Origin of the sequence: Pseudoalteromonas sp. PA2MD11 (assembly GCF_017808125.1) — a bacterium.
Taxonomy (GTDB): domain Bacteria; phylum Pseudomonadota; class Gammaproteobacteria; order Enterobacterales; family Alteromonadaceae; genus Pseudoalteromonas; species Pseudoalteromonas simplex.
In genome coordinates, this window is sequence record NZ_JADKNF010000004.1 from 21,143 (window position 1) to 39,207 (window position 18,065).

Consider the following 18,065-nt stretch of genomic DNA (forward strand, 5'->3'; position numbering starts at 1 on the left):
ATTCATGCTAGGATCGCGCTCTCGTTTTTTTACTCAATAGCGACACCTATGCCAGCCAGTTTATGCTTAATTATTGCGACCTTTTTATGGGGTAGCTCTTACATTGCTTTAAAGCATGCAATCAATGTTTATGACCCTGTGTTAGTAATTTTTTTAAGAATGCTAACCACCCTATTGATTAGCTTATGTTTATGGCGCTATATAATCCGCTTTGAGTTCAAACCAGGCGACTGGAAGTACTTAATTGGTATGTCACTGGCTGAGCCTTGCTTTTATTATTTATTTGAAGGGCATGCCCTTGAATACACTTCGGCATCGCAAGCTGGGGTGATTGTCTCTTGTTTACCAATTATCGTCGCTATTTTGGCGTTCTTAATTTTAAAAGAGTACATCAGTAAAGCCATTGTCGTTGGTTTTACCTTATGTATTGGCGGCAGTATTTTATTAACGCTATTATCACCAAGTACTGAGCAAGCCCCTATCCCACTGCTTGGTAACTTTTTAGAGTTGATGGCGATGGTTTGCGCCGCGTTTTATACCGTGAGCGTAAAACACTTAGTCGCTCGTTACTCACCGCTGACTTTAATAGCAATCCAAGGGTTTAGCGGTAGCTTATTCTTTGCGCCATTTTTATTTTTCATCGAACTACCCAGCGAAAATCAGCACGATTTAAGTGCCCTTCTGAGCATTTTATATTTAGGCTCATGTGTCACTTTAGGCGGCTATGGCATGTACAATTACGCCATCAGTAAGGTGTCGGTGTTAACCGCTGCTGCTTACTCAAACCTCATTCCAATTTTTGCGTTAATTTTGTCTGCCATTTTACTTGGCGAAGTTCTGACACTTTGGCAATGGGTGAGTATTGCGGTGGTATTTGCCGGTGTTATTGTTAGCCAACGTCATCAAGAACTGAAAGTTGACGTAGACGATAATTTATCAGCCGACACCAATAATCTAAAATCAGTCCCTGAAGCTAACGAGTCAAAAGGGTAACAGGTTAATAAATAAAGGCCTGATTGTGCTAAAAACCCTTGCTCGCTTTGATGAATAACATCAATGCTGCGAACTTGATAGTGTTCAATTTGGCCATTTTGCAATTGCATACTGAATTGCTCACCCACTTTGACATGTTTTAGAAATGCAAAGTGGGTGTCGTTATGACCCGCAATCAGCACCCCATTTGTGCTGCCAAGTTCACCGCTTGGCAAAAAATGCCCGGGGGCAAACGCGAGGTTTCGCCCCGATGCACCAGCAAGTACAGTCAATTCTTGCTGCTGGCTTGGCCATTCTATGTGTGCAGTGACATAACCATCGGCGTAAAACCAAGGCCTCACTTGCTGATTAGGACTTTGCAAAGCTTGCTGCCAAGCAGATTCAATCAGAGCCTGAGCCAGCCAAGCTTTCGCCTGCATATAGCCACCATTCACAAACAATGCGATGCCAAGTAAGGCGCTGCAAACTGGCAGCGCTTTTTTTAGCGTCGCCATTGCCATAACCACGAAAAAGCGAGTAATAGTAACCCGATTAGCATAAACACGCGGCTTTGTCCGTCGGTTTGCGGTAGCGTCATGCCGTTAGGAAGTTTGTTTCTCACTTGCATTGAACGCTCTGCAATCTCATTATCCGCATAGTTATCAACTGCAATAAAGGCTGTAAAAGGGCTAAGTAAATGATGCTGAAGTGCTAATGTCTCAACTTCTGCGCGTACCGCATCCTTTTCATTATAAAGCAGTAGTGACTTAATTTTTTGTCTTGCCCAGAGTCTAGCGATACCTTCGCCGTTTGCGGCATTGGCCGTTGCTAAATTAATCGTCATTGGCCCTGTGTTTGTTTGCCCCTTTAATGTTAAGTGCTGACTGCCATCAAGCTTCACAGCAACCAAAACCGGCTCTGAAAAATACAAATCAGGTAATGGCGATGGCCAATACTCAAGGGCTGCTTTGTCGCCTTCAAGTGCAAGTTCTGTAACCGCGGGATGCGCTAATTTATCAAATAGCAGCTGCATTTTGGGCTGTACTTGGCTGGTGCTACTTATAAAAGTGAATGTACCACGGCCAATATCAGCAGCTCTGGTCATAAAAAAGCTATTAGGTGCGCTACCAATACCGACGGTAAAGAGTCGGCTGTCACCTAAATCTGTTTGAATTTGTTTAAATAGCTGCGTTTCGTTACCCACACTGCCATCGGTTAAAAACACCACTTGGCGTACAAAGCCATCATGCTGTTTACCATCAAGTACCTGAGTCAGTGCTTTTGCTATTTCGGTGCCGCCATCGGCTTGTAAGCCATAAATAAAGCGCTCTGCACGGCGAATGTTAAAGTCATTGGCAATCATTGGCGTGTCACTTAATACCGACACTTCATTATCAAAGCCTATGATGTTAAAACTGTCATTTTCATCCAATAATGAAAGGGCATAAAACAAGGCTTGTTTAGCCTGCTCCATTGATTGGCCATGCATTGAGCCAGAGGTATCTACAACAAACACCATTTCACGAGACAGACGAGCTTGCGAGGTAAAGTGATCGCTTGGCGGTACTAACATCAGTAAACCATATTCTTGCCCTGCTACTGTTTCGGTAAAAAATGCAGCCTGTGAGTGGGCTTTATCAAGGGGCTTAAATGTCAGCTCAAAGTCTCTATCCATTGGAACATCACGATTAAGTGATAACTGGTACCGACCAAAGCTTGGGTTATCTATTTGCATGCCCGCTAAATTAGCGCTGATATCACTCAGCTCAAGGCCAATATCCATCGAAATAGCAAGGTTTAGGCTCGCATCAGACTCTTGGCTTTGTGCACGATGAAAAACAGGCTTTAGCCACGCTGATGCCAATTGCGCTGTATCAGCTGTTGCGTCGCTCTGTTGTTCTGTGTCTTTTGTTTCTAGATTCACTTTTTGCTGCAGTTCTGCCGTTAAAGGTTCGTAGCGCGGAGTAATAGTGGTTGGAAAACGCAGTGAAAACACACCATCTCGAAAACCGATTATCTCTTGGTATTGCAAGGTAATTTCAATCTCTTCCCCTGCTCCAAGGTTTGCTACATCAGTAGAGAAAATGTTCGCGCGTTGCTGACGTACTAAAGCGGCGCGTTTACCCTGTTTTTGGGCTTGCTCAAATTGCTGTTCAGCCTGCTGCTTAAGGACAATATTACCGGTGATAATGCGCTCACCAATTTGCATTTGCATGGCATGAACTGCGCTTTCATCTGGTAACGGAAACACATATCGGGCATTAACCGCAAACGGGTGCGGGTTTTGATAACGCTGTTTAACAACAACATGATTAATAAGCCCAGTGAGCGTCATAGTGACATCGTTTTTCACTAATAAGCCCGACGACACTTGGCTATTAGAATCATCATAAAAACGTAGTTCGGCACTGGCATTGGCTGCAAATGCAGGGTTAACTGCATAACCTAATAAGAGGATAAAAAGGCTCCCCAAAAGGAGCCTTTTGGTACGGTTACTCAACATAATATGTCACTCCATCGACCGATGAATTAGTGGTTACTTTGTGCTGTGCGTAAGCTGCTTTGTGAAACAGGGCGTGTCGTTAAGGTTACGCGGCGGTCAAACACGTTGTCTTCGTAGTTATTTGAATCGGCAACACTTTGCTGCTCACCAAAGGCGGTAGCGGTTAAGCGCGTATGAGGCACACCTTGTTTAATTAAGTAGCTTTGCACTGCATTTACACGCTGTTTTGAGAGCATTAAATTAGCCAACTCATCACCACGCTGATCTGCAAAGCCATTTAAGTCGATAGCCAGATTTGGCTGAGCAATAAGTAACTGTGCGACTTTATTGAGCTGGTTAGCAAAGTGTGGGGCAATTTCACTAGAGCCAGTTTTAAACTGTACCGTCATGGCCAATAAGGTGTTCAATTGGGCTTGTAGTAACTGCTCTTTTTCGTCAGCTAATAATTCAAGCTGCTCACTTAAGGCGGCGTTATCGGCAATTACTTGTTGGTAATCAGCGGTTTGCTCTTTCATTACAACTAATGCGTGTGCTTGTTCATCAATGGTGTTGTCTGCCGCTTCTTTTTCGCCAATTAAGCCACCAGCAAACGCGCCAATAAATGCACCCACTGGGCCGCCGACGATTCCGCCAACAACGGCACCTGCACCTAAGCCAATGGCTGTTTCTTTTGGTGTTTCTTGTTTAGCTTGACTCGCAGCGTCTGCAAAAGGGGCTACAGATACAGCAGACGTGATAACAGCGGCAATAATTAATTTTTTCATGGTTTAATCCTTTTTCTACTTAATTGCTTGGCAACATTGGTTGGTGTTGCGAACTTGGTATGGAGCTATTAAAACAAGTCGAAATGGCAATAAAGGGGATCAAAAAAGGCAAACTGCTGAGCAATTGTGGCAGAAAAATGGCAATCGCGTTTTTGCCAGTACGCAAGGCAAAAAATTAGGTATAGTTCGCTATAGAAAGAATTTAAGTAAGTATTAACAATGAAGAAAATAGCAATCGTTGAAGATGAAACAGCAATCCGCGAAAACTACACAGAAATGCTCAGCGCTCAGGGCTATCAGGTTGTAGGCTTTGCTGACAGAGCCAGTGCTGAAGTGGCATTTAGTCAATCTTTACCAGATTTAGCCATTGTTGATATTGGCCTTGGCCATGAAGTGGATGGTGGTTTTTTACTTTGCCAAACATTACGCAGTCTTTCTAAAACCTTACCGATTATATTTTTAACCGCCCGCGATAGCGAAATTGATACCGTATGTGGCCTGCGCATGGGTGCTGACGATTACTTAACCAAAGACATCAGTATGGCGCATCTTGCTGCTCGCATTGGTGCCTTGTTTAGACGCCTTGATGCCTTCGATCAACCCGCCGATCAAACCGCTCTTTTACATCGCGGCCCGTTAAAGTTAGATACCCAGCGCATGCAGGTTTTTTGGCAAGAGCAACTGGTTGATTTAACTGTGACAGAATTTTGGATGGTACATTCACTTGCACAGCGTCCAGGCCATGTGAAAAGCCGCAACGAATTAATGAGTGACGCGAAAATTTATGTTGATGACAGCACTATTACTTCACACGTAAAACGCATTCGTAAAAAGTTTATTGCTTTAGATGGTGCATTTGACTGCATTGATACCGTTTACGGTATGGGTTATCGCTGGGAGCAAGCTTAATGCTGCGTTTGGGGCTTAGAACAAAGTTTATTTTCTTATCCTGCTTTTTATTTTTATTGCCTTGGCTTGGCTATGAATATGTTTGGGAAATGGAAAAGTTCTTAAGGCAAGGGCAAGAAAAAACCTTAGTGGGCACCACCCGCGCACTTGCAACGGCATTACATGAGCGCCCTGCTTTGTTTGACTCGCAAACCAACTTTTTAGATCAAGTTGTAAAAGGCCGAGATTTATATGCCTATAATCTGAATAACCCGATTCAACTTGATGGTAAATTGTCAGAGTGGCAGCCTTATCAAAGCTTATTTTGGCATTACGACAAGCGCTACTTACAGGGGTTAAGTAATGATCATCAAGAGAGTGATCTAAGTTTTGATCACATGGTAGGCAAATACGAAAACTACCTTTATGCGGCATTTAAAGTCACTGATAACTCACTGGTGTATCGTGCTAAAAATGTGCTCAGCTTTACCCGTAATGATCACTTACAGATCATGTTAAAAACACCAGAAGGTGAATTTAAACGTTATGTGGTGGCCGCCCGCCAAGATGGTTGGGTTAATGCCTTTGATGCTTCGACACAAGAGCCGGTCACTAAAATCCAAGGCTATTTTAAAAGCACCAACGCGGGTTACAACATAGAGCTGCGTTTTCCACTTTCGATGCTAGGTAATAAGCTTGGTTTTGCAATTGAAGATTGGGATGAAGACAAGGTTGAGCCTCAGTTAATGTCGACCTCAAACCTGCAAAACCCAAATGATATCGGCTCAGTTTTAGTGCCTTCGCCAGAAATTAACCGTATCTTGAAAGGCATGGGCCACAGTGGCAGCCGAATTTGGGTCGTCGATAACCATCATCGTGTACTTGCACAATCTGGCTCAATTCATCATGCCGATGGCGTTTGGGCAGACGGCCTAAAAGATGCGCCCGCAACAACCTGGTGGCAACGCTTTGAGCAAGATTACTTACACCCACTTTACTATAAAATTTTAACTCGCCCAGAAAATGAGTTTATTGATACCTTACATGATGTCGCAGCGATGCAAGGTACTCACATAGCCAGCGCTTTAAATGGTAAACCCGCATCATCATGGCGCTTAACCCCAGATAACAAAGCCGTTATTTTATCGGCGGCCTACCCTATTTGGATCCAAGATAAAGTCATTGGTGCAGTAATCGCAGAAGAAACCACCAACGGCGTGCGCACTCTGCGTAATAAATCCTTAGAAAAGCTCTTTAATGTGATTTTAGCGGTGATGCTTGTTGGTACTGTGACACTGTTCTTTTTTGCTTCAAGAATTTCCAGCCGTATTCGCCGCTTACGTGATAATGCCGAGCAAGCCATTGATGCTCAAGGGCGGATCACTGGCAAGATTACTTATGCCGATTCGAATGACGAAATTGGCGACCTTTCTCGCAGCTTTGCCAACATTGTTAGCCGTTTAAGTGGTTATACTGATTACTTAGAAAATATGTCATCACGACTCTCCCATGAGCTGCGTACGCCTGTGGCAGTTGTACGCTCATCACTTGAAAACTTACAAATGCAGCCGCAATCTGAACTGAGTCAGAAATACCTCGACCGTGCTAGTGAAGGGGTTGAGCGGTTAGGAAAAATTATTACCACCATGAGTGAAGCAACGCGCCTTGAACAAAGTATTCAAAGTGCCGAGGCAGAAGAGTTTGACCTGACCAAGGTGATCACCGGCTGCATGCAAGGCTATCAAATAACCTATGGTGAAAGCCTATTTACCTTGTCGCTTTGTAAAGAGCCGTTAAATGTTAGTGGTGCACCAGAATTTATTGCCCAATTACTCGATAAGCTCATCAACAACGCACTTGAGTTTAAAACCCCGCAAAGCACAATTTCAGTCAGCTTAACCAAGCAAGAGCAGCATGCATTATTAAAAATCAGCAACCAAGGGCCTTTGCTCCCTGACGGTTTAGTTGAACACATTTTCGACTCAATGGTCTCGGTGAGAAGTCAGCAGCATCAGCAGCAGCCCCACTTGGGTTTAGGTCTTTATATTGTAAGGCTTATTTGCGATTACCATCACGGTAAAGTATTGGCAGAAAATTTAGATGATGGCACAGGTGTTGTGTTTACTGTGGAGCTGCCTATTAAATAAGCATATTTGCGTTACATATGATTACAGTTTAGTGACGCGATGTTCACCGATAATTCAGATTACAGGACGTAATATTTGTAATACAAAAGGCAAATTATTCTTTGGAGGGCATCATGCGATCTGGATTACAACGTGAAGAGATTGAGTTCATTATGGGGCTGTTTAGCTATAATGAAGCAACCGATAAACCAGCGGCTCCAAAAAAGCAGCCTGTAAAAGCTGACACTAAAAAAGTTGATACAGCGCAATATAAAGCAAACTACAAAGCAACTTATTTGACCTGAGTAAGCTGAGATCATTACAATGGCGCACCTTTGGAATATATCGCCTTGTAATGAAAAAACACTCACCTAAAAAAGAACTGATTTTACTGCCCGTTTTATTCGTGGCTATTTTACTTTGTGTTGCAGGTCACTTCCTACTCCAGCCCAACTATCAAGACAGCCATACCGTTGAGTATTTACTCGCTGCACTGCCATTTGCTTTGTTTGGATTGGTGATTATCGCCTTTAAAGTTGCCAGTAAAAACGATAACCAAGAATAGATCACAACACGTGATAGCCAAACCAATCGGGCTTCATTGCTTGAGCTTGCCCGCTTGGCGTTAATTTTATTGATAAGTTGCTATCTAACAAATCAATCGCAAAACAATCGTCTACATCGTGTAAGTCATCTTTATGAAGATGAGTCATTCCCGCCAATAAAGACTCTTTAGCGCGTTGCTTTGCTTCTTCACTGCTACGGGCAACGAACAATGCAAAATCATGTTGCTCCGCAAGACTATCAGCTCGGTAAGCACCTAAATTCACAAAATACAGTTTTTCGGCTTGGTGATGCGCACTATCAACCACTTCGACCTGATAACCATCAATGTGCTGAATTTGCATGTAGCTATCCATGTGTACGTTGCTTTTATCACCCACCCATTGTGCTTTTAGTTTTGAGTAGGTTTGCTCAATGCTATCGCCTACGACAAATCGAACGTCGTGCATTTCAATGTGGCAACCTTGAATACGACCGCCCAGATAGACTAAAAAAAGCGCCATGTTTTTCCTTATATTAAGCTTTCAACATTAATGTTGTGCTTTTTGATTAATTTATAAAAATCTGAGCGATTACGTTTCGCAAGCTTTGCGGCTTCGGCAACATTACCCGCTGACATTTTCAGCGTATTAATTAAATAATCTCGCTCAAATTCTTTTTTTGCATCATTTAACGAAAGTGGCTCAGCAATACTAACATTACTATTTAATGCACTCTCAACTAACTGAGCAGCTATCACTTTACCAGGTGTAAGGGCTACTACCTGCTCTATCACATTTTGTAATTGACGGATATTACCCGGCCAATCATAGCGCACCAAAGCATGCATCGCATCATTGGCAAACTGCTTTTGCTCTTGCCCCATACGTTTAGCAATTAGACCTGCAAAATGCTGTGCTAGCAAACTAATATCTTCTCGGCGTTCACAAAGCGGAGGCAGTTTTAAGTTCACCACATTTAATCGGTAATATAAATCTTCACGGAACTGCTGATTATTGATTGCCTCTGGGAGGTTCTTATGAGTCGCCGACACCACCCGCACATCAATTGGGATCTCTTCTTGAAAGCCCACAGGGCGAATGGTTTTCTCTTGTAAAACCCTCAGTAGTTTTACCTGTAAATTTAGCGGCATATCACCAATTTCGTCTAGAAAAAGGGTCCCACCTTGAGCTTGTTGAAACAAACCTTGATGGTCTTTGACTGCGCCTGTAAACGCGCCTTTTTTATGCCCAAACAATTCAGACTCTAAAAGCTCCCCCGGCACAGCGCCGCAGTTAATTGCCACAAATGGCCCGTCACTAACATGGCTATGTTGATGTATTGCTTGTGCAAGCAACTCTTTACCTGTGCCGCTAGCACCGGAGATCAACACATTCACTTGCGTTGGACCAAGCAATTTAACTTGCTCAAGTAAATGCAACATCGCGCCGCTACGGGTGACAATATTTGTTTGTGTCGGTGTTTCATCACCGTGTACACCATGGATCTCAATAGCTTTAGCAAGGCTGTCGAACAGCTCATCTTTATCAACTGGTTTGGTAATAAATGCAAAAATACCTTGCTTCGTCGCTTCCACTGCATCAGGTATCGAACCATGTGCTGTCATCATAATCACCGGCATTGAAGGGTAACGACTTTGTAACTGGCGATGTAGAGCCATGCCGTCCATTTCATCCATTCTTAAGTCAGTGATCACCGCATCATAGGTTTGGTTTTTTAGTGTTTGTAATGCCTCAATGCCACTTTCAACTGTGTTTACCAAATAGCCTTTAGACTCAATTCTAATCGCTAGTAACTTTAATAAACTCGCATCGTCATCTACTAATAAAACCCGTGGTTTTGTTACTTCATTCATGGTTACTGCTCCTTGGTTTCTTCACGTAGCAGAAGTTGTTGTTCGATAGTCGCAAGCGACGATAAGGTTTTTTCCATTTCATCACTTAGCGCCTGCTTAGCTTGTTTTGCTGCTAAATTCTGTTGTAAATATTGCTTTTGTAACCATAGATACTGCTTAATATCATCTGGCCAATAAAAAGCATGGTCACTTTTTTCAAGCTGACTAAGAGCTTTTTCTGGCTCTGAAGCACCGAGTAAACAAATCGACTCAAACAGACGCTTTAGCTCATTTTCGCCAACATAATTTGCTTTATCAGAGCTTGCCTTAAAGCCACCGCACTTGGCAGCATGCCAAGCAATAACTGTACTTGCAGGCGGATATAACGGCTCACTTTTCGGCCGAGGCTTTGGATTAGGTTGCCCTTGAGATTTCACATCAGCTGTCGGCTCTATTTGCTCTGCCTCAACATGCTTTTGCGTGATCGTGCACCCTGTTATAAAAAGTGTGCCTATAACAAGCATAAAACTGGCTTTATTCGCTAAGCCCATATCAGTTAACTCCTTGGGTTAATTGAATTGGTAAAATGGCTGTAAATACACATCCTTGCGGGTCATTATCAGTAATAGAGAGCTTACCGTTTAATTGTTCAACGGTTTCTTTAACTATGGTTAAACCAAGCCCGCTGCCCATTTCAGTATGTTGTTTTGCATTCTTACCTTGGTAAAAAGCCCCAAACACAGCGGCTTTTTCAGTATCTTCTATGCCTATTCCTAAGTCGCTGACACTCAAAATTAACTGTCCCTGCTTTAAGCTTGATTTTATTGTCACTGACTCATGTTCTGGCGAAAACTTTAACGCATTTGAGGTAAGCTGAATAAGCACCATTTCAAGTAGCTCAATTGAGATAAACAAAGCTTTATTTGGTAACTCGTTCACCCACACAATGGATAAGTCACGCGCTGATAACCGGTGCTCAAAATGACGCTCAATTTTATTCATCATCAAGTTAAAATTAAGCTCGCTTAGGCTTTGCTTACTGGTGCGAATGGCGTTGTAACTCAATAGGCTTTCAATCATGGCTCTAAGTCGCACCATACTTTGTGTTATTAGCTCAAGAACGGCTTGTTGCTCGCTATTGATAGGACCAACAATTTCATCTGCGAGTAAGTCTGTGCCTTCAACCATCGAAGCTAGGGGCGTTTTTAATTCATGTGTCACATGGCGTAAAAACGTATCTTTTTGTTGCTCAAGCATATGTAGCTGTGCTTGAACCCATTCTAATTTATTACCTAATTCAACTAACTCTGACGAGCCGCGAACTTGAATTTTTTGCTGCCAGTGACCTTGTCCAAGTTTATCAATCACATGTGTAAGTTCTCTGAGCCGTCCGCTGATCCGCCAAAGAAACCCGCCCCCGACCAATAACGTGAGTGGAATTAACGCAACTAACCAATTAATAAATGAAGCTTGAAGCGCTTTTAATTGCTGCTGATTTTTTGTGATGCGCAATTCATTTTGCTCTTTGAGCCAATTTGTTTGCTCACTGATAAGCTTACTAGCGGGTGCAAACAGCTCACCGTCTTGCTTTTGTTCTATTAATAAATGTTGATGCGCAAATTGTAATACCTCAGCCAATTGCCGCCACTGCGAGACATAATCAGCGGTTGGGCTTAAGAAAATGAGCTCATCGACACTTTGCAGTGACGATTGCCACTTGTTGGCAATTAAGCTATCGAGGGATTCACTTTTAAGCACCCAGTTTTGTCGAGTTGCTCGTTCAAGGCTATTTAAGTCTTGTTTGAGGTTGTTAAATGCTTTAGTAATCTCGTAATTGTCACCGACGATTTCTTGAGTCACTGCAAGCTGCTTATTAAGCGCATTTAAAAATAAAATCACCACCAAAGATAACGGTAGTAAAGACAGCAAAATGCTACAGACGAACTGGCCAATAAGACTAGGTCGCCAATTGAGTAACTGTTTTATTTTTATCGCTACTTTATTTTGCATATTCACTCTCAACATAATTGCAGATGCTGATTATTAGTGAACAAACTTAGACACTCGCTGAATCCGACCTTAAAAAGGACTGATTTTCACCCAAAAACCGATACAAAGTTGCTATTTAGCAACAAGCTAACTCATTGAAATAAAGTGGATAAACTTTTAACACCTGAAAATCGTTGCAAAAAAGACACAACACCCTGTAACTATTTCGCATTCAAAACCACATAAAACCCATAACCAATTGATAATTAGGTACTTTTAAAATTGGCACTGATTTTGATTAGTACTAAGCAAATTAGTTATTTAGGACACAAAATGAAAGTAACGGCCCCGGTAGCCACCCTGCTTATAAGTCTGTTCTCAGTTCATAGTTACGCACTTGATTTGCAGACAACATTTAATGAGCTAGATAAAGACAGCAATGGTTTTTTGAGTGAGGCAGAAGCATCTGAGGATGCCTTGTTGCACGGCAACTTTACGCAAATTGATAGTAATCAAAATGGCCAAATTTCATTTTCTGAGTTTCAGTCGTTTATTCAATAGGAGATTGTAATGAAACAACTTTTAGCTGCATTCTCGCTGATGTTTTTAGTTATCAGCGCCACCGTTTTAGCATCACAAATGGATGTTCGATTTGCTAAATTTGATACAAACGCCGATGGCGAGATTTCATTAACTGAAGCAACCAAACACGAAAACTTACTTAAGCAATTTGCCGATCTGGATGAAAACGGCGATCAGGTTTTGTCTGAACAAGAGTTTGAAAAATTCAAACCTTAACGGCTTAAAGTGCTTGCCATAATCCCAGAGGGAATGTGTAAACGGATTTAAATTTTGGGAGTTAAATTATGGCAAGCACTTTTATTTAGGAGACAATTATGAGAATTTTCTGGCTTGCTCCATGCACATTAATTACTATAAGCTTCAATAGCTTAGCATTGGACGTAAAACAACGCTTTGATCACCTAGATAAAGATAAAAATGGCTTTTTATCTGAGCAGGAACTGTCATCGCAACCGCACTTGCAAAAACGCATAGCGCAGTGGGATACAGATAAAGATCAACAAATCTCGCTCCTTGAGTTTAAACACTATTTAACAAACAAGAGTTAAAGTAATGTCAAAATTAACCTTTGCCAGCCTAGTTTTAAGTTGTGCATTTAGCACAATGAGTTTTGCTGCAGATAGTATTGGTGAAAAATTTAAACAACTTGATCGTAATGACGATGGTTACCTGACTCGCTCAGAGTCTGCGAGAGACCCAGCTCTGTGGTCGCGATTTAAAAATTACGACAGTGATAAAGATAATAAATTATCCCTCAGTGAGTTTAAGATTTATGCGAGCAAATAAAGAGTTATAGTTAACTATTAATCTCTGCTGAGTTGCAGTTTACTGCAACTCTGATACTGTTTTCATAAATCAATAAAAACTATTAGAAGATTATGAAACTCATCATCAGCTTACTCGCAACAGCTTCACTTAGCTGTTTTGCCAACACCACTGTTATTTATAATGTAAATGGCTATACGCCTACCTATAAAGGCGAAACCCAACACTTTTCTGCACTGGTTTTTAAAGACGGTAAAATCGTAAAAACAGGCAATGACTCAATTAAAAATAGCTTCCCTGATGCCACCGCAATTGATGGCAAGCAAGCCACATTGTTACCAGGCTTAGTCGATGCTCATGGCCATGTGATTGGTTTAGGAAATAACCTTTCACAACTTGATGTAAGGAATACGCGCTCGGCAGATGAGGTTGGCAAAATGCTGGCTGAGTTTGCCAAAGATAAACAAAGTTGGATCATTGGTCGCGGTTGGAACCAAGAGCAATGGCCTGGCGGTGAGTTTCCAACTGCAGCTGATTTAGACAAATACGTAAAAGACAAACCTGTGGTGCTTTCTCGCGTTGATGGTCATGCTGTGTGGGTTAACTCAAAAGCCATGGAACTTGCAGGTATTGCCAAACAAACTCCCTCTCCTGCTGGCGGTGAAATTTTAAAGCTAGATTCTGGCTTACCTTCAGGGGTATTCATTGATAAAGCCGAAACGCTTATTACTCAGCATGTACCAAAAGTAAGCCATGCCAGCATAAATACAGCCTTAGATAATGCAGGTAAACATCTACTAAGTTTAGGCATCACATCAACCCATGATGCCGGTATCGATTACGACACGTGGCAAGTGTACAAGCAGCGCTCTGAGCAAAGTACTCTTCCTGTCAGAATCGTAGCCATGCTAAGTGCTGCCGATCCTCAATTAGAAACCATGCTCAAAGCGGGTAAATATAAAGACTTGAATGACATGCTGTCGATTCGCAGTGTCAAAGTGTATGCGGATGGCGCTTTGGGAAGCCGAGGCGCAGCCCTCATTGAAGAGTACGCTGATCGTAAAAATCATCATGGCTTAATGCTTGAAACTCAAGAAAAGCTTGAGCAGCTATTTAACCTAAGCTTTTCCCATGGCTTTAGTGCAAACACTCATGCAATTGGTGATAAAGCCAATCACGTGGTGCTCGATGCGTATGAAAATGTGTTCAAAAAAACCGGTGGGATTTTACTTCGTAACCGAATTGAACATGCACAAATTGTGACTCCTGAAGATATTCCTCGTTTTAAAACATTAAAAATTATCCCATCAATGCAGCCTGTTCATGCAACCTCTGATATGCATATGGCTGAGCAGCGCCTGACTGAAAAACAGCTTGAAGGGGCGTATGCTTGGAAGACCTTTTTAGCACAAGGCTCAGTGATTGCAGCGGGTTCTGACTTTCCAGTGGAGCTTGCTAACCCATTTGATGGTTTATATTCGGCCATCACCCGAATGGATCATAATCAATTACCAGAAGGCGGCTGGCGACCACAAGAGCTGCTATCGCGTGATGAGGCTTTGCGTGCATTTACTTTAGGTGGTGCTTATGCTGCACATCAAGAGTTTAAGGTAGGCAGTTTAGAGCAAGGTAAATGGGCTGACTTTATTTTGATTGATAAAGACTATTACAAAGCGCCAATTTCTGAAATTCACGATATAAACGTGACGCAAACTTGGATTGCGGGCGAGCTGAAATATAAAAAAGAGGAATAATATTACTCGGCGTCAGCTTTTTGCTGACGCTTTAATTTAACGATGTGGTAAATATTCACAAACGCCAGTAAGCCATTAGTGAAGGCAACGGGCACGGCTCCTATTGCTAATCCGTAGAAGGTAAATGCAATACACCCTGCTAAGTTAAGCCAACGTAGTTTTACTACATCGCTCATTGTCAAAGAAGCAACCAACAGTGCTGACGCTAAATAGCCTAAATATTCCCAACTCAATTGTTCTCTCCTAGGCTTTAGGTTAGCATTGGAGCTTGTCATTTTTTTTGACGCACTCTGTGCTATTTTGACAATAAAATAAAAAAGCTAACTTACTAAAAACCTTGTAAAGCTTAAGAAGAACCTTGGCTTTAAAATCATTACACGGGAAATGAAGGTATCAGTAACGTGAAACACCTTACTAGCAAGTTAGCGTAAATTCTTAGAATCTTAATGCTAACGTCATTAAGATGTAATAAATAGGACAATTGTCCGAAGAGCGGCGTTAATGTTTCAATATCATTTTTCAAGCTACCTTGTTGACCAATTACTGACATTTGCTGGCAGCAGTTTTCAACAAGCTAAAAAAGAAGTGCTGATCCACCAAGATCAACCCTTGTCAAAACTCGTATTAGTGAGAAGCGGCACAGTGTCGTTCAGCTATGACGTGGGTAATGGCCGACGCCTTCTTTTAGGCCAGCTTGATTGTAACAACACACTAATAGGTGAAATTGAAGCTCTGAATAACTATCCGTGTATTTATACAGTTACGTGCTTTAGCGATGTAAGCTATAACCTAATAGAGCTCAAGCATTGGCGCGCACTACTGTTAGAAAAGCCAGAGTTAAGCTTGTACACAGCGCAAACAATTGCCGCTAAATTCCAAGAAAACCAAAAAATAAACTTAGATAAGCTGCTATTACCTCTTAGCTACAACATAGCTAAAGATTGCTTATTAAGAGCTGAAAACAGCAACCCAACGTTACTGCGTGCCTACCCTACCGTAAATGCTGAAGCTGAGCGCTTTGCTACCACCGAAAGAGCATATAGACGCGTAGTTACAGAGTTAGTTGAAAAAGGCTTAGTGCAGCGAAGCAATCAAGGTTTACAAGTAGTAGATATCGACAAGCTTAGTGATTACGTCGATAGTTTTGCGCAGTTATAAGTGTAGGACACACTCATAACTGCAAGGGTATTCAAACTTACTTTTCTAAAAGTAAATCATGAATATTAGCTAAATCTGACTTACCTTCGATAATTTCGTCTGGCGTTAGGCCTGAAAGCTCATGAGGGAACACAAGCCACTCCTCAGACTCATGAATGAAGTAATCTGGCACCATGTCTACTTTTGAGTTCTTCGGCTTGTAGTATGGGCAAGCAACGCGAATATCACGTGGTAGGTTTAAACGCATTAACTCTGAAAGCTTTTCTTTTAATGCAAAAATACTGCGGCCAGAATCGAACACGTCATCAACGATTAGTAATGAGTTATCTGCATTGGCATTTTCAATGATGTAATGCAAACCGTGAACTTTAATTTCTTTAGATTGCTGGTTAATACCGTAATACGAAGAAGTACGCACTGCGATATGGTCAGTTTCGATGCCTTTATAATCGTAATATTCTTGAACTGCGATACCAATTGGAGCACCACCACGCCAAATACCAATGATGAAATCAGGACGGAAACCATCTTCATAAACTTGTGCCGCAACACGAAATGAATCTTCAAGAAGCTGCTGCGCAGTGATATAGCACTTATCTGACATAAATAGAGACCCCAGTGTGAAATGATCATTCTAGTGTAGCTAATTTAATAAAAACTAACCACAGGATGAGAAAATGTGGGGCGGGATTTTATACTAATTTACTCAAAAAAGCTTGTATCAGTTTGTAAAATTCCCCTTTAGATCAAAAAAGCCCCTAACTTAGATAAAGTTAAGGGGCTTTTAATTAGCTACAGAAAAAGTAAATTGCTTACGCTTTTTCTAGTAAGGTTCTTGCAACGGTACGCATACCTTGTGTTGTTGCGCCTGCAGCCCACTCGCTTGTGCTACCCATGTTAAATGCAGCAGCAAGGTCAATGTGCACCCAACCTTTGCCTTCATTTGGTACAAAGCGTGATAAGAAACCAGCCGCATTAGAAGCACCACCGTAACCACCACCTTTTTGAGGACGGCTATTTGCGGTATCTGCATATGGCGACGGGCAATTTTGTTGATGCCATTTTTCAAGTGGTAATGGCCATGCAGCTTCCATTTCTTGCTCTGCAAAGTCTTGTACGTCACGTACAAGCTCTTTATCAAGACCGAACAATGCATTGTACTCTTGACCAACAGCAACAAGCGCAGCGCCTGTTAGTGTTGCCGCATCAATGATTAATGGCGCGCCAGACTCACCTGCAGCCATTAAGCCATCAGCTAGGACTAGACGGCCTTCAGCGTCAGTATTAACGATTTCAACTGTAGTGCCATTTTTATACGTTAAGATATCACCAAGTTTGTAGGCATGACCTGAAATTAAGTTTTCAGCACAACATAAAAACAATTTAATACGTTTGTTGATACCACGGCTAATAGCAAGTGCTAAGCCTGCAGTTACTGTAGCAGCACCGCCCATGTCGCACTTCATGCCTAACATGCCTTCACTTGCTTTGATTGAGTAACCACCTGAATCAAACGTAATACCTTTACCAACTAAAGCGGCAGCAACAGGTGCGTTTTCGTCACCAGTTGGGTTGTAATCTAATGCTAATAATACCGGTGGACGCTCACTACCACGGCCTACCGCGTGAATACCAATCCATTGTTGCTCTAATAAAGCATCGCCTTTAATGATTTGGTAGCTTACGTGCTCAGGCGCTAATGACTGAATAAACTCAGCAGCTTTACCAGCTAGGCTCTCTGGGAAAATATCATCCGCAGTGCCATTGATCATTTGACGAGCCCACGTCGCAGCTTGCTTTAACGAAGTCAGCTCTTTGCTGTCTGTTTTTGCATTTTCAACAAACTCAATTGCGTCTAAATTCTTTGGTGATACAAAACCTTGATAAAAAGCCCACTGTGTTTCTGTGCACCAAACATCGCCTACTAAGGCAATATTTTTTAAGCCTTGATTAGCTAACGTACGTGCTGCTTTTTGTACGTTTTTAAGTGTATCTTGCTCAGTTAAATGAACAGTTGCGCCTTGTTCAGTAAAAGAAAGAGCGGCTTTTTCGCCCCAATGTGCGGCAGCGCCCTGCTCGCTAAGTTGAACTAGAAATTTTTCTGACATGTTAGAATACTCTTTGCGCTAAAAATGTTGATTGAGTTTACTACAGCCAACGTCAGTT

21 protein-coding genes are annotated in these 18,065 nt (G+C 42.0%); 11 read left to right on the forward strand and 10 right to left on the reverse strand.

Annotated elements, in window-relative coordinates:
• Window positions 1-48 precede the first annotated feature (48 nt).
• Window positions 49-993, forward strand: a complete 945-nt coding sequence (locus ISP07_RS06405; protein ID WP_209327135.1) for a DMT family transporter — start codon at window positions 49-51, stop codon at window positions 991-993.
• On the opposite strand, the gene ISP07_RS06410 is transcribed toward ISP07_RS06405, so the two are convergent.
• The 3 genes from ISP07_RS06410 to pdsO are packed head-to-tail and all read right to left on the reverse strand — an operon-like array spanning window position 903 to window position 4,239.
• On the reverse strand, window positions 903-1,487 hold the full coding sequence (locus tag ISP07_RS06410) for a class GN sortase (protein WP_082389160.1): 585 nt from the start codon (window positions 1,485-1,487) through the stop codon (window positions 903-905). The genes ISP07_RS06405 and ISP07_RS06410 overlap by 91 nt on opposite strands.
• Window positions 1,475-3,475 (reverse strand): marine proteobacterial sortase target protein, encoded by a 2,001-nt coding sequence (locus ISP07_RS06415; RefSeq protein WP_209327136.1) that lies wholly within the window; start codon window positions 3,473-3,475, stop codon window positions 1,475-1,477. Before ISP07_RS06415 ends, ISP07_RS06410 begins: the two co-directional genes overlap by 13 nt.
• 26 nt (window positions 3,476-3,501) lie before the next feature.
• A complete protein-coding gene (pdsO, locus tag ISP07_RS06420) occupies window positions 3,502-4,239 on the reverse strand; it encodes a sortase-associated OmpA-like protein PdsO (RefSeq protein WP_209327137.1) in 738 nt (245 codons plus the stop codon).
• 219 nt (window positions 4,240-4,458) lie between these two features.
• Between pdsO and pdsR the strand changes: the two genes are divergently transcribed.
• From pdsR to ISP07_RS06440, 4 genes are all read left to right on the forward strand, one after another.
• Entirely contained in the window at window positions 4,459-5,148 is a 690-nt protein-coding gene (gene pdsR / locus ISP07_RS06425; RefSeq protein WP_209327138.1) for a proteobacterial dedicated sortase system response regulator, read from the forward strand.
• Window positions 5,148-7,274, forward strand: coding sequence for a proteobacterial dedicated sortase system histidine kinase (gene pdsS, locus ISP07_RS06430; protein ID WP_209327139.1), 2,127 nt, complete (start codon window positions 5,148-5,150; stop codon window positions 7,272-7,274). Before pdsR ends, pdsS begins: the two co-directional genes overlap by 1 nt.
• A 113-nt stretch (window positions 7,275-7,387) precedes the next feature.
• Window positions 7,388-7,558: a hypothetical protein gene (locus tag ISP07_RS06435; protein ID WP_156426462.1), complete on the forward strand. Its 171-nt coding sequence runs from the start codon at window positions 7,388-7,390 to the stop codon at window positions 7,556-7,558.
• Between the two features lie 50 nt (window positions 7,559-7,608).
• Window positions 7,609-7,818, forward strand: a complete 210-nt coding sequence (locus tag ISP07_RS06440; RefSeq protein WP_054551195.1) for a hypothetical protein — start codon at window positions 7,609-7,611, stop codon at window positions 7,816-7,818.
• A gap of 1 nt (window position 7,819) precedes the next feature.
• Here ISP07_RS06440 and ISP07_RS06445 read toward each other — a convergent pair whose 3' ends face one another.
• The 4 genes from ISP07_RS06445 to ISP07_RS06460 are packed head-to-tail and all read right to left on the reverse strand — an operon-like array spanning window position 7,820 to window position 11,661.
• Window positions 7,820-8,320, reverse strand: coding sequence for a DUF1543 domain-containing protein (locus ISP07_RS06445; protein WP_209327140.1), 501 nt, complete (start codon window positions 8,318-8,320; stop codon window positions 7,820-7,822).
• Window positions 8,321-8,328: 8 nt separating this feature from the next.
• Complete coding sequence (locus ISP07_RS06450; RefSeq protein WP_054551193.1) at window positions 8,329-9,672, reverse strand: sigma 54-interacting transcriptional regulator; 1,344 nt, start codon at window positions 9,670-9,672, stop codon at window positions 8,329-8,331.
• Window positions 9,673-9,674: 2 nt separating this feature from the next.
• On the reverse strand, window positions 9,675-10,202 hold the full coding sequence (locus ISP07_RS06455) for a hypothetical protein (RefSeq protein ID WP_054551192.1): 528 nt from the start codon (window positions 10,200-10,202) through the stop codon (window positions 9,675-9,677).
• Between the two features lies 1 nt (window position 10,203).
• A complete protein-coding gene (locus ISP07_RS06460; protein WP_209327141.1) occupies window positions 10,204-11,661 on the reverse strand; it encodes a HAMP domain-containing sensor histidine kinase in 1,458 nt (485 codons plus the stop codon).
• 312 nt (window positions 11,662-11,973) lie between these two features.
• Here ISP07_RS06460 and ISP07_RS06465 point away from each other — a divergent pair, with 312 nt between their 5' ends.
• From ISP07_RS06465 to ISP07_RS06485, 5 genes are all read left to right on the forward strand, one after another.
• Window positions 11,974-12,201 (forward strand): cag pathogenicity island protein Cag25, encoded by a 228-nt coding sequence (locus tag ISP07_RS06465; RefSeq protein ID WP_054551190.1) that lies wholly within the window; start codon window positions 11,974-11,976, stop codon window positions 12,199-12,201.
• Window positions 12,202-12,210: 9 nt separating this feature from the next.
• Window positions 12,211-12,438 (forward strand): hypothetical protein, encoded by a 228-nt coding sequence (locus tag ISP07_RS06470; protein WP_209327142.1) that lies wholly within the window; start codon window positions 12,211-12,213, stop codon window positions 12,436-12,438.
• Between the two features lie 98 nt (window positions 12,439-12,536).
• Window positions 12,537-12,770 carry an EF-hand domain-containing protein gene (locus ISP07_RS06475; RefSeq protein WP_054551188.1) on the forward strand — a complete coding sequence of 78 codons (234 nt, stop codon included), beginning with the start codon at window positions 12,537-12,539 and terminating at the stop codon, window positions 12,768-12,770.
• A gap of 4 nt (window positions 12,771-12,774) precedes the next feature.
• The gene (locus tag ISP07_RS06480) at window positions 12,775-13,008 is read left to right on the forward strand and encodes an EF-hand domain-containing protein (protein ID WP_054551187.1); all 234 of its coding nucleotides are present in this window, start codon (window positions 12,775-12,777) and stop codon (window positions 13,006-13,008) included.
• A gap of 92 nt (window positions 13,009-13,100) precedes the next feature.
• Window positions 13,101-14,741, forward strand: a complete 1,641-nt coding sequence (locus tag ISP07_RS06485) for an amidohydrolase (protein WP_209327143.1) — start codon at window positions 13,101-13,103, stop codon at window positions 14,739-14,741.
• 2 nt (window positions 14,742-14,743) lie between these two features.
• Here the strand turns inward: ISP07_RS06485 and ISP07_RS06490 are convergent, their stop codons facing one another.
• Window positions 14,744-14,974 carry a YgjV family protein gene (locus ISP07_RS06490; RefSeq protein WP_054551185.1) on the reverse strand — a complete coding sequence of 77 codons (231 nt, stop codon included), beginning with the start codon at window positions 14,972-14,974 and terminating at the stop codon, window positions 14,744-14,746.
• A gap of 268 nt (window positions 14,975-15,242) precedes the next feature.
• On the opposite strand from ISP07_RS06490, the gene ISP07_RS06495 reads away from it, so the two are divergent.
• Window positions 15,243-15,899, forward strand: a complete 657-nt coding sequence (locus tag ISP07_RS06495) for a Crp/Fnr family transcriptional regulator (RefSeq protein WP_054551184.1) — start codon at window positions 15,243-15,245, stop codon at window positions 15,897-15,899.
• Window positions 15,900-15,936: 37 nt separating this feature from the next.
• Here ISP07_RS06495 and ISP07_RS06500 read toward each other — a convergent pair whose 3' ends face one another.
• Window positions 15,937-16,503 carry a phosphoribosyltransferase gene (locus tag ISP07_RS06500; protein WP_138616378.1) on the reverse strand — a complete coding sequence of 189 codons (567 nt, stop codon included), beginning with the start codon at window positions 16,501-16,503 and terminating at the stop codon, window positions 15,937-15,939.
• A gap of 208 nt (window positions 16,504-16,711) precedes the next feature.
• Entirely contained in the window at window positions 16,712-18,007 is a 1,296-nt protein-coding gene (gene pepB, locus ISP07_RS06505) for an aminopeptidase PepB (RefSeq protein WP_054551182.1), read from the reverse strand.
• Window positions 18,008-18,065: the final 58 nt, after the last annotated feature.

Excerpts from the sequence above, each read along its gene's own strand:
- ISP07_RS06405 (WP_209327135.1), top strand. The coding sequence starts at position 49 with ATGCCAGCCAGTTTATGCTTAATTATTGCGACCTTTTTATGGGGTAGC.
- ISP07_RS06410 (WP_082389160.1), bottom strand. The coding sequence starts at position 1,487 with ATGGCGACGCTAAAAAAAGCGCTGCCAGTTTGCAGCGCCTTACTTGGC.
- ISP07_RS06415 (WP_209327136.1), bottom strand. The coding sequence starts at position 3,475 with ATGTTGAGTAACCGTACCAAAAGGCTCCTTTTGGGGAGCCTTTTTATC.
- pdsO (WP_209327137.1), bottom strand. The coding sequence starts at position 4,239 with ATGAAAAAATTAATTATTGCCGCTGTTATCACGTCTGCTGTATCTGTA.
- pdsR (WP_209327138.1), top strand. The coding sequence starts at position 4,459 with ATGAAGAAAATAGCAATCGTTGAAGATGAAACAGCAATCCGCGAAAAC.
- pdsS (WP_209327139.1), top strand. The coding sequence starts at position 5,148 with ATGCTGCGTTTGGGGCTTAGAACAAAGTTTATTTTCTTATCCTGCTTT.
- ISP07_RS06435 (WP_156426462.1), top strand. The coding sequence starts at position 7,388 with ATGCGATCTGGATTACAACGTGAAGAGATTGAGTTCATTATGGGGCTG.
- ISP07_RS06440 (WP_054551195.1), top strand. The coding sequence starts at position 7,609 with ATGAAAAAACACTCACCTAAAAAAGAACTGATTTTACTGCCCGTTTTA.
- ISP07_RS06445 (WP_209327140.1), bottom strand. The coding sequence starts at position 8,320 with ATGGCGCTTTTTTTAGTCTATCTGGGCGGTCGTATTCAAGGTTGCCAC.
- ISP07_RS06450 (WP_054551193.1), bottom strand. The coding sequence starts at position 9,672 with ATGAATGAAGTAACAAAACCACGGGTTTTATTAGTAGATGACGATGCG.
- ISP07_RS06455 (WP_054551192.1), bottom strand. The coding sequence starts at position 10,202 with ATGGGCTTAGCGAATAAAGCCAGTTTTATGCTTGTTATAGGCACACTT.
- ISP07_RS06460 (WP_209327141.1), bottom strand. The coding sequence starts at position 11,661 with ATGCAAAATAAAGTAGCGATAAAAATAAAACAGTTACTCAATTGGCGA.
- ISP07_RS06465 (WP_054551190.1), top strand. The coding sequence starts at position 11,974 with ATGAAAGTAACGGCCCCGGTAGCCACCCTGCTTATAAGTCTGTTCTCA.
- ISP07_RS06470 (WP_209327142.1), top strand. The coding sequence starts at position 12,211 with ATGAAACAACTTTTAGCTGCATTCTCGCTGATGTTTTTAGTTATCAGC.
- ISP07_RS06475 (WP_054551188.1), top strand. The coding sequence starts at position 12,537 with ATGAGAATTTTCTGGCTTGCTCCATGCACATTAATTACTATAAGCTTC.
- ISP07_RS06480 (WP_054551187.1), top strand. The coding sequence starts at position 12,775 with ATGTCAAAATTAACCTTTGCCAGCCTAGTTTTAAGTTGTGCATTTAGC.
- ISP07_RS06485 (WP_209327143.1), top strand. The coding sequence starts at position 13,101 with ATGAAACTCATCATCAGCTTACTCGCAACAGCTTCACTTAGCTGTTTT.
- ISP07_RS06495 (WP_054551184.1), top strand. The coding sequence starts at position 15,243 with ATGTTTCAATATCATTTTTCAAGCTACCTTGTTGACCAATTACTGACA.
- ISP07_RS06500 (WP_138616378.1), bottom strand. The coding sequence starts at position 16,503 with ATGTCAGATAAGTGCTATATCACTGCGCAGCAGCTTCTTGAAGATTCA.
- pepB (WP_054551182.1), bottom strand. The coding sequence starts at position 18,007 with ATGTCAGAAAAATTTCTAGTTCAACTTAGCGAGCAGGGCGCTGCCGCA.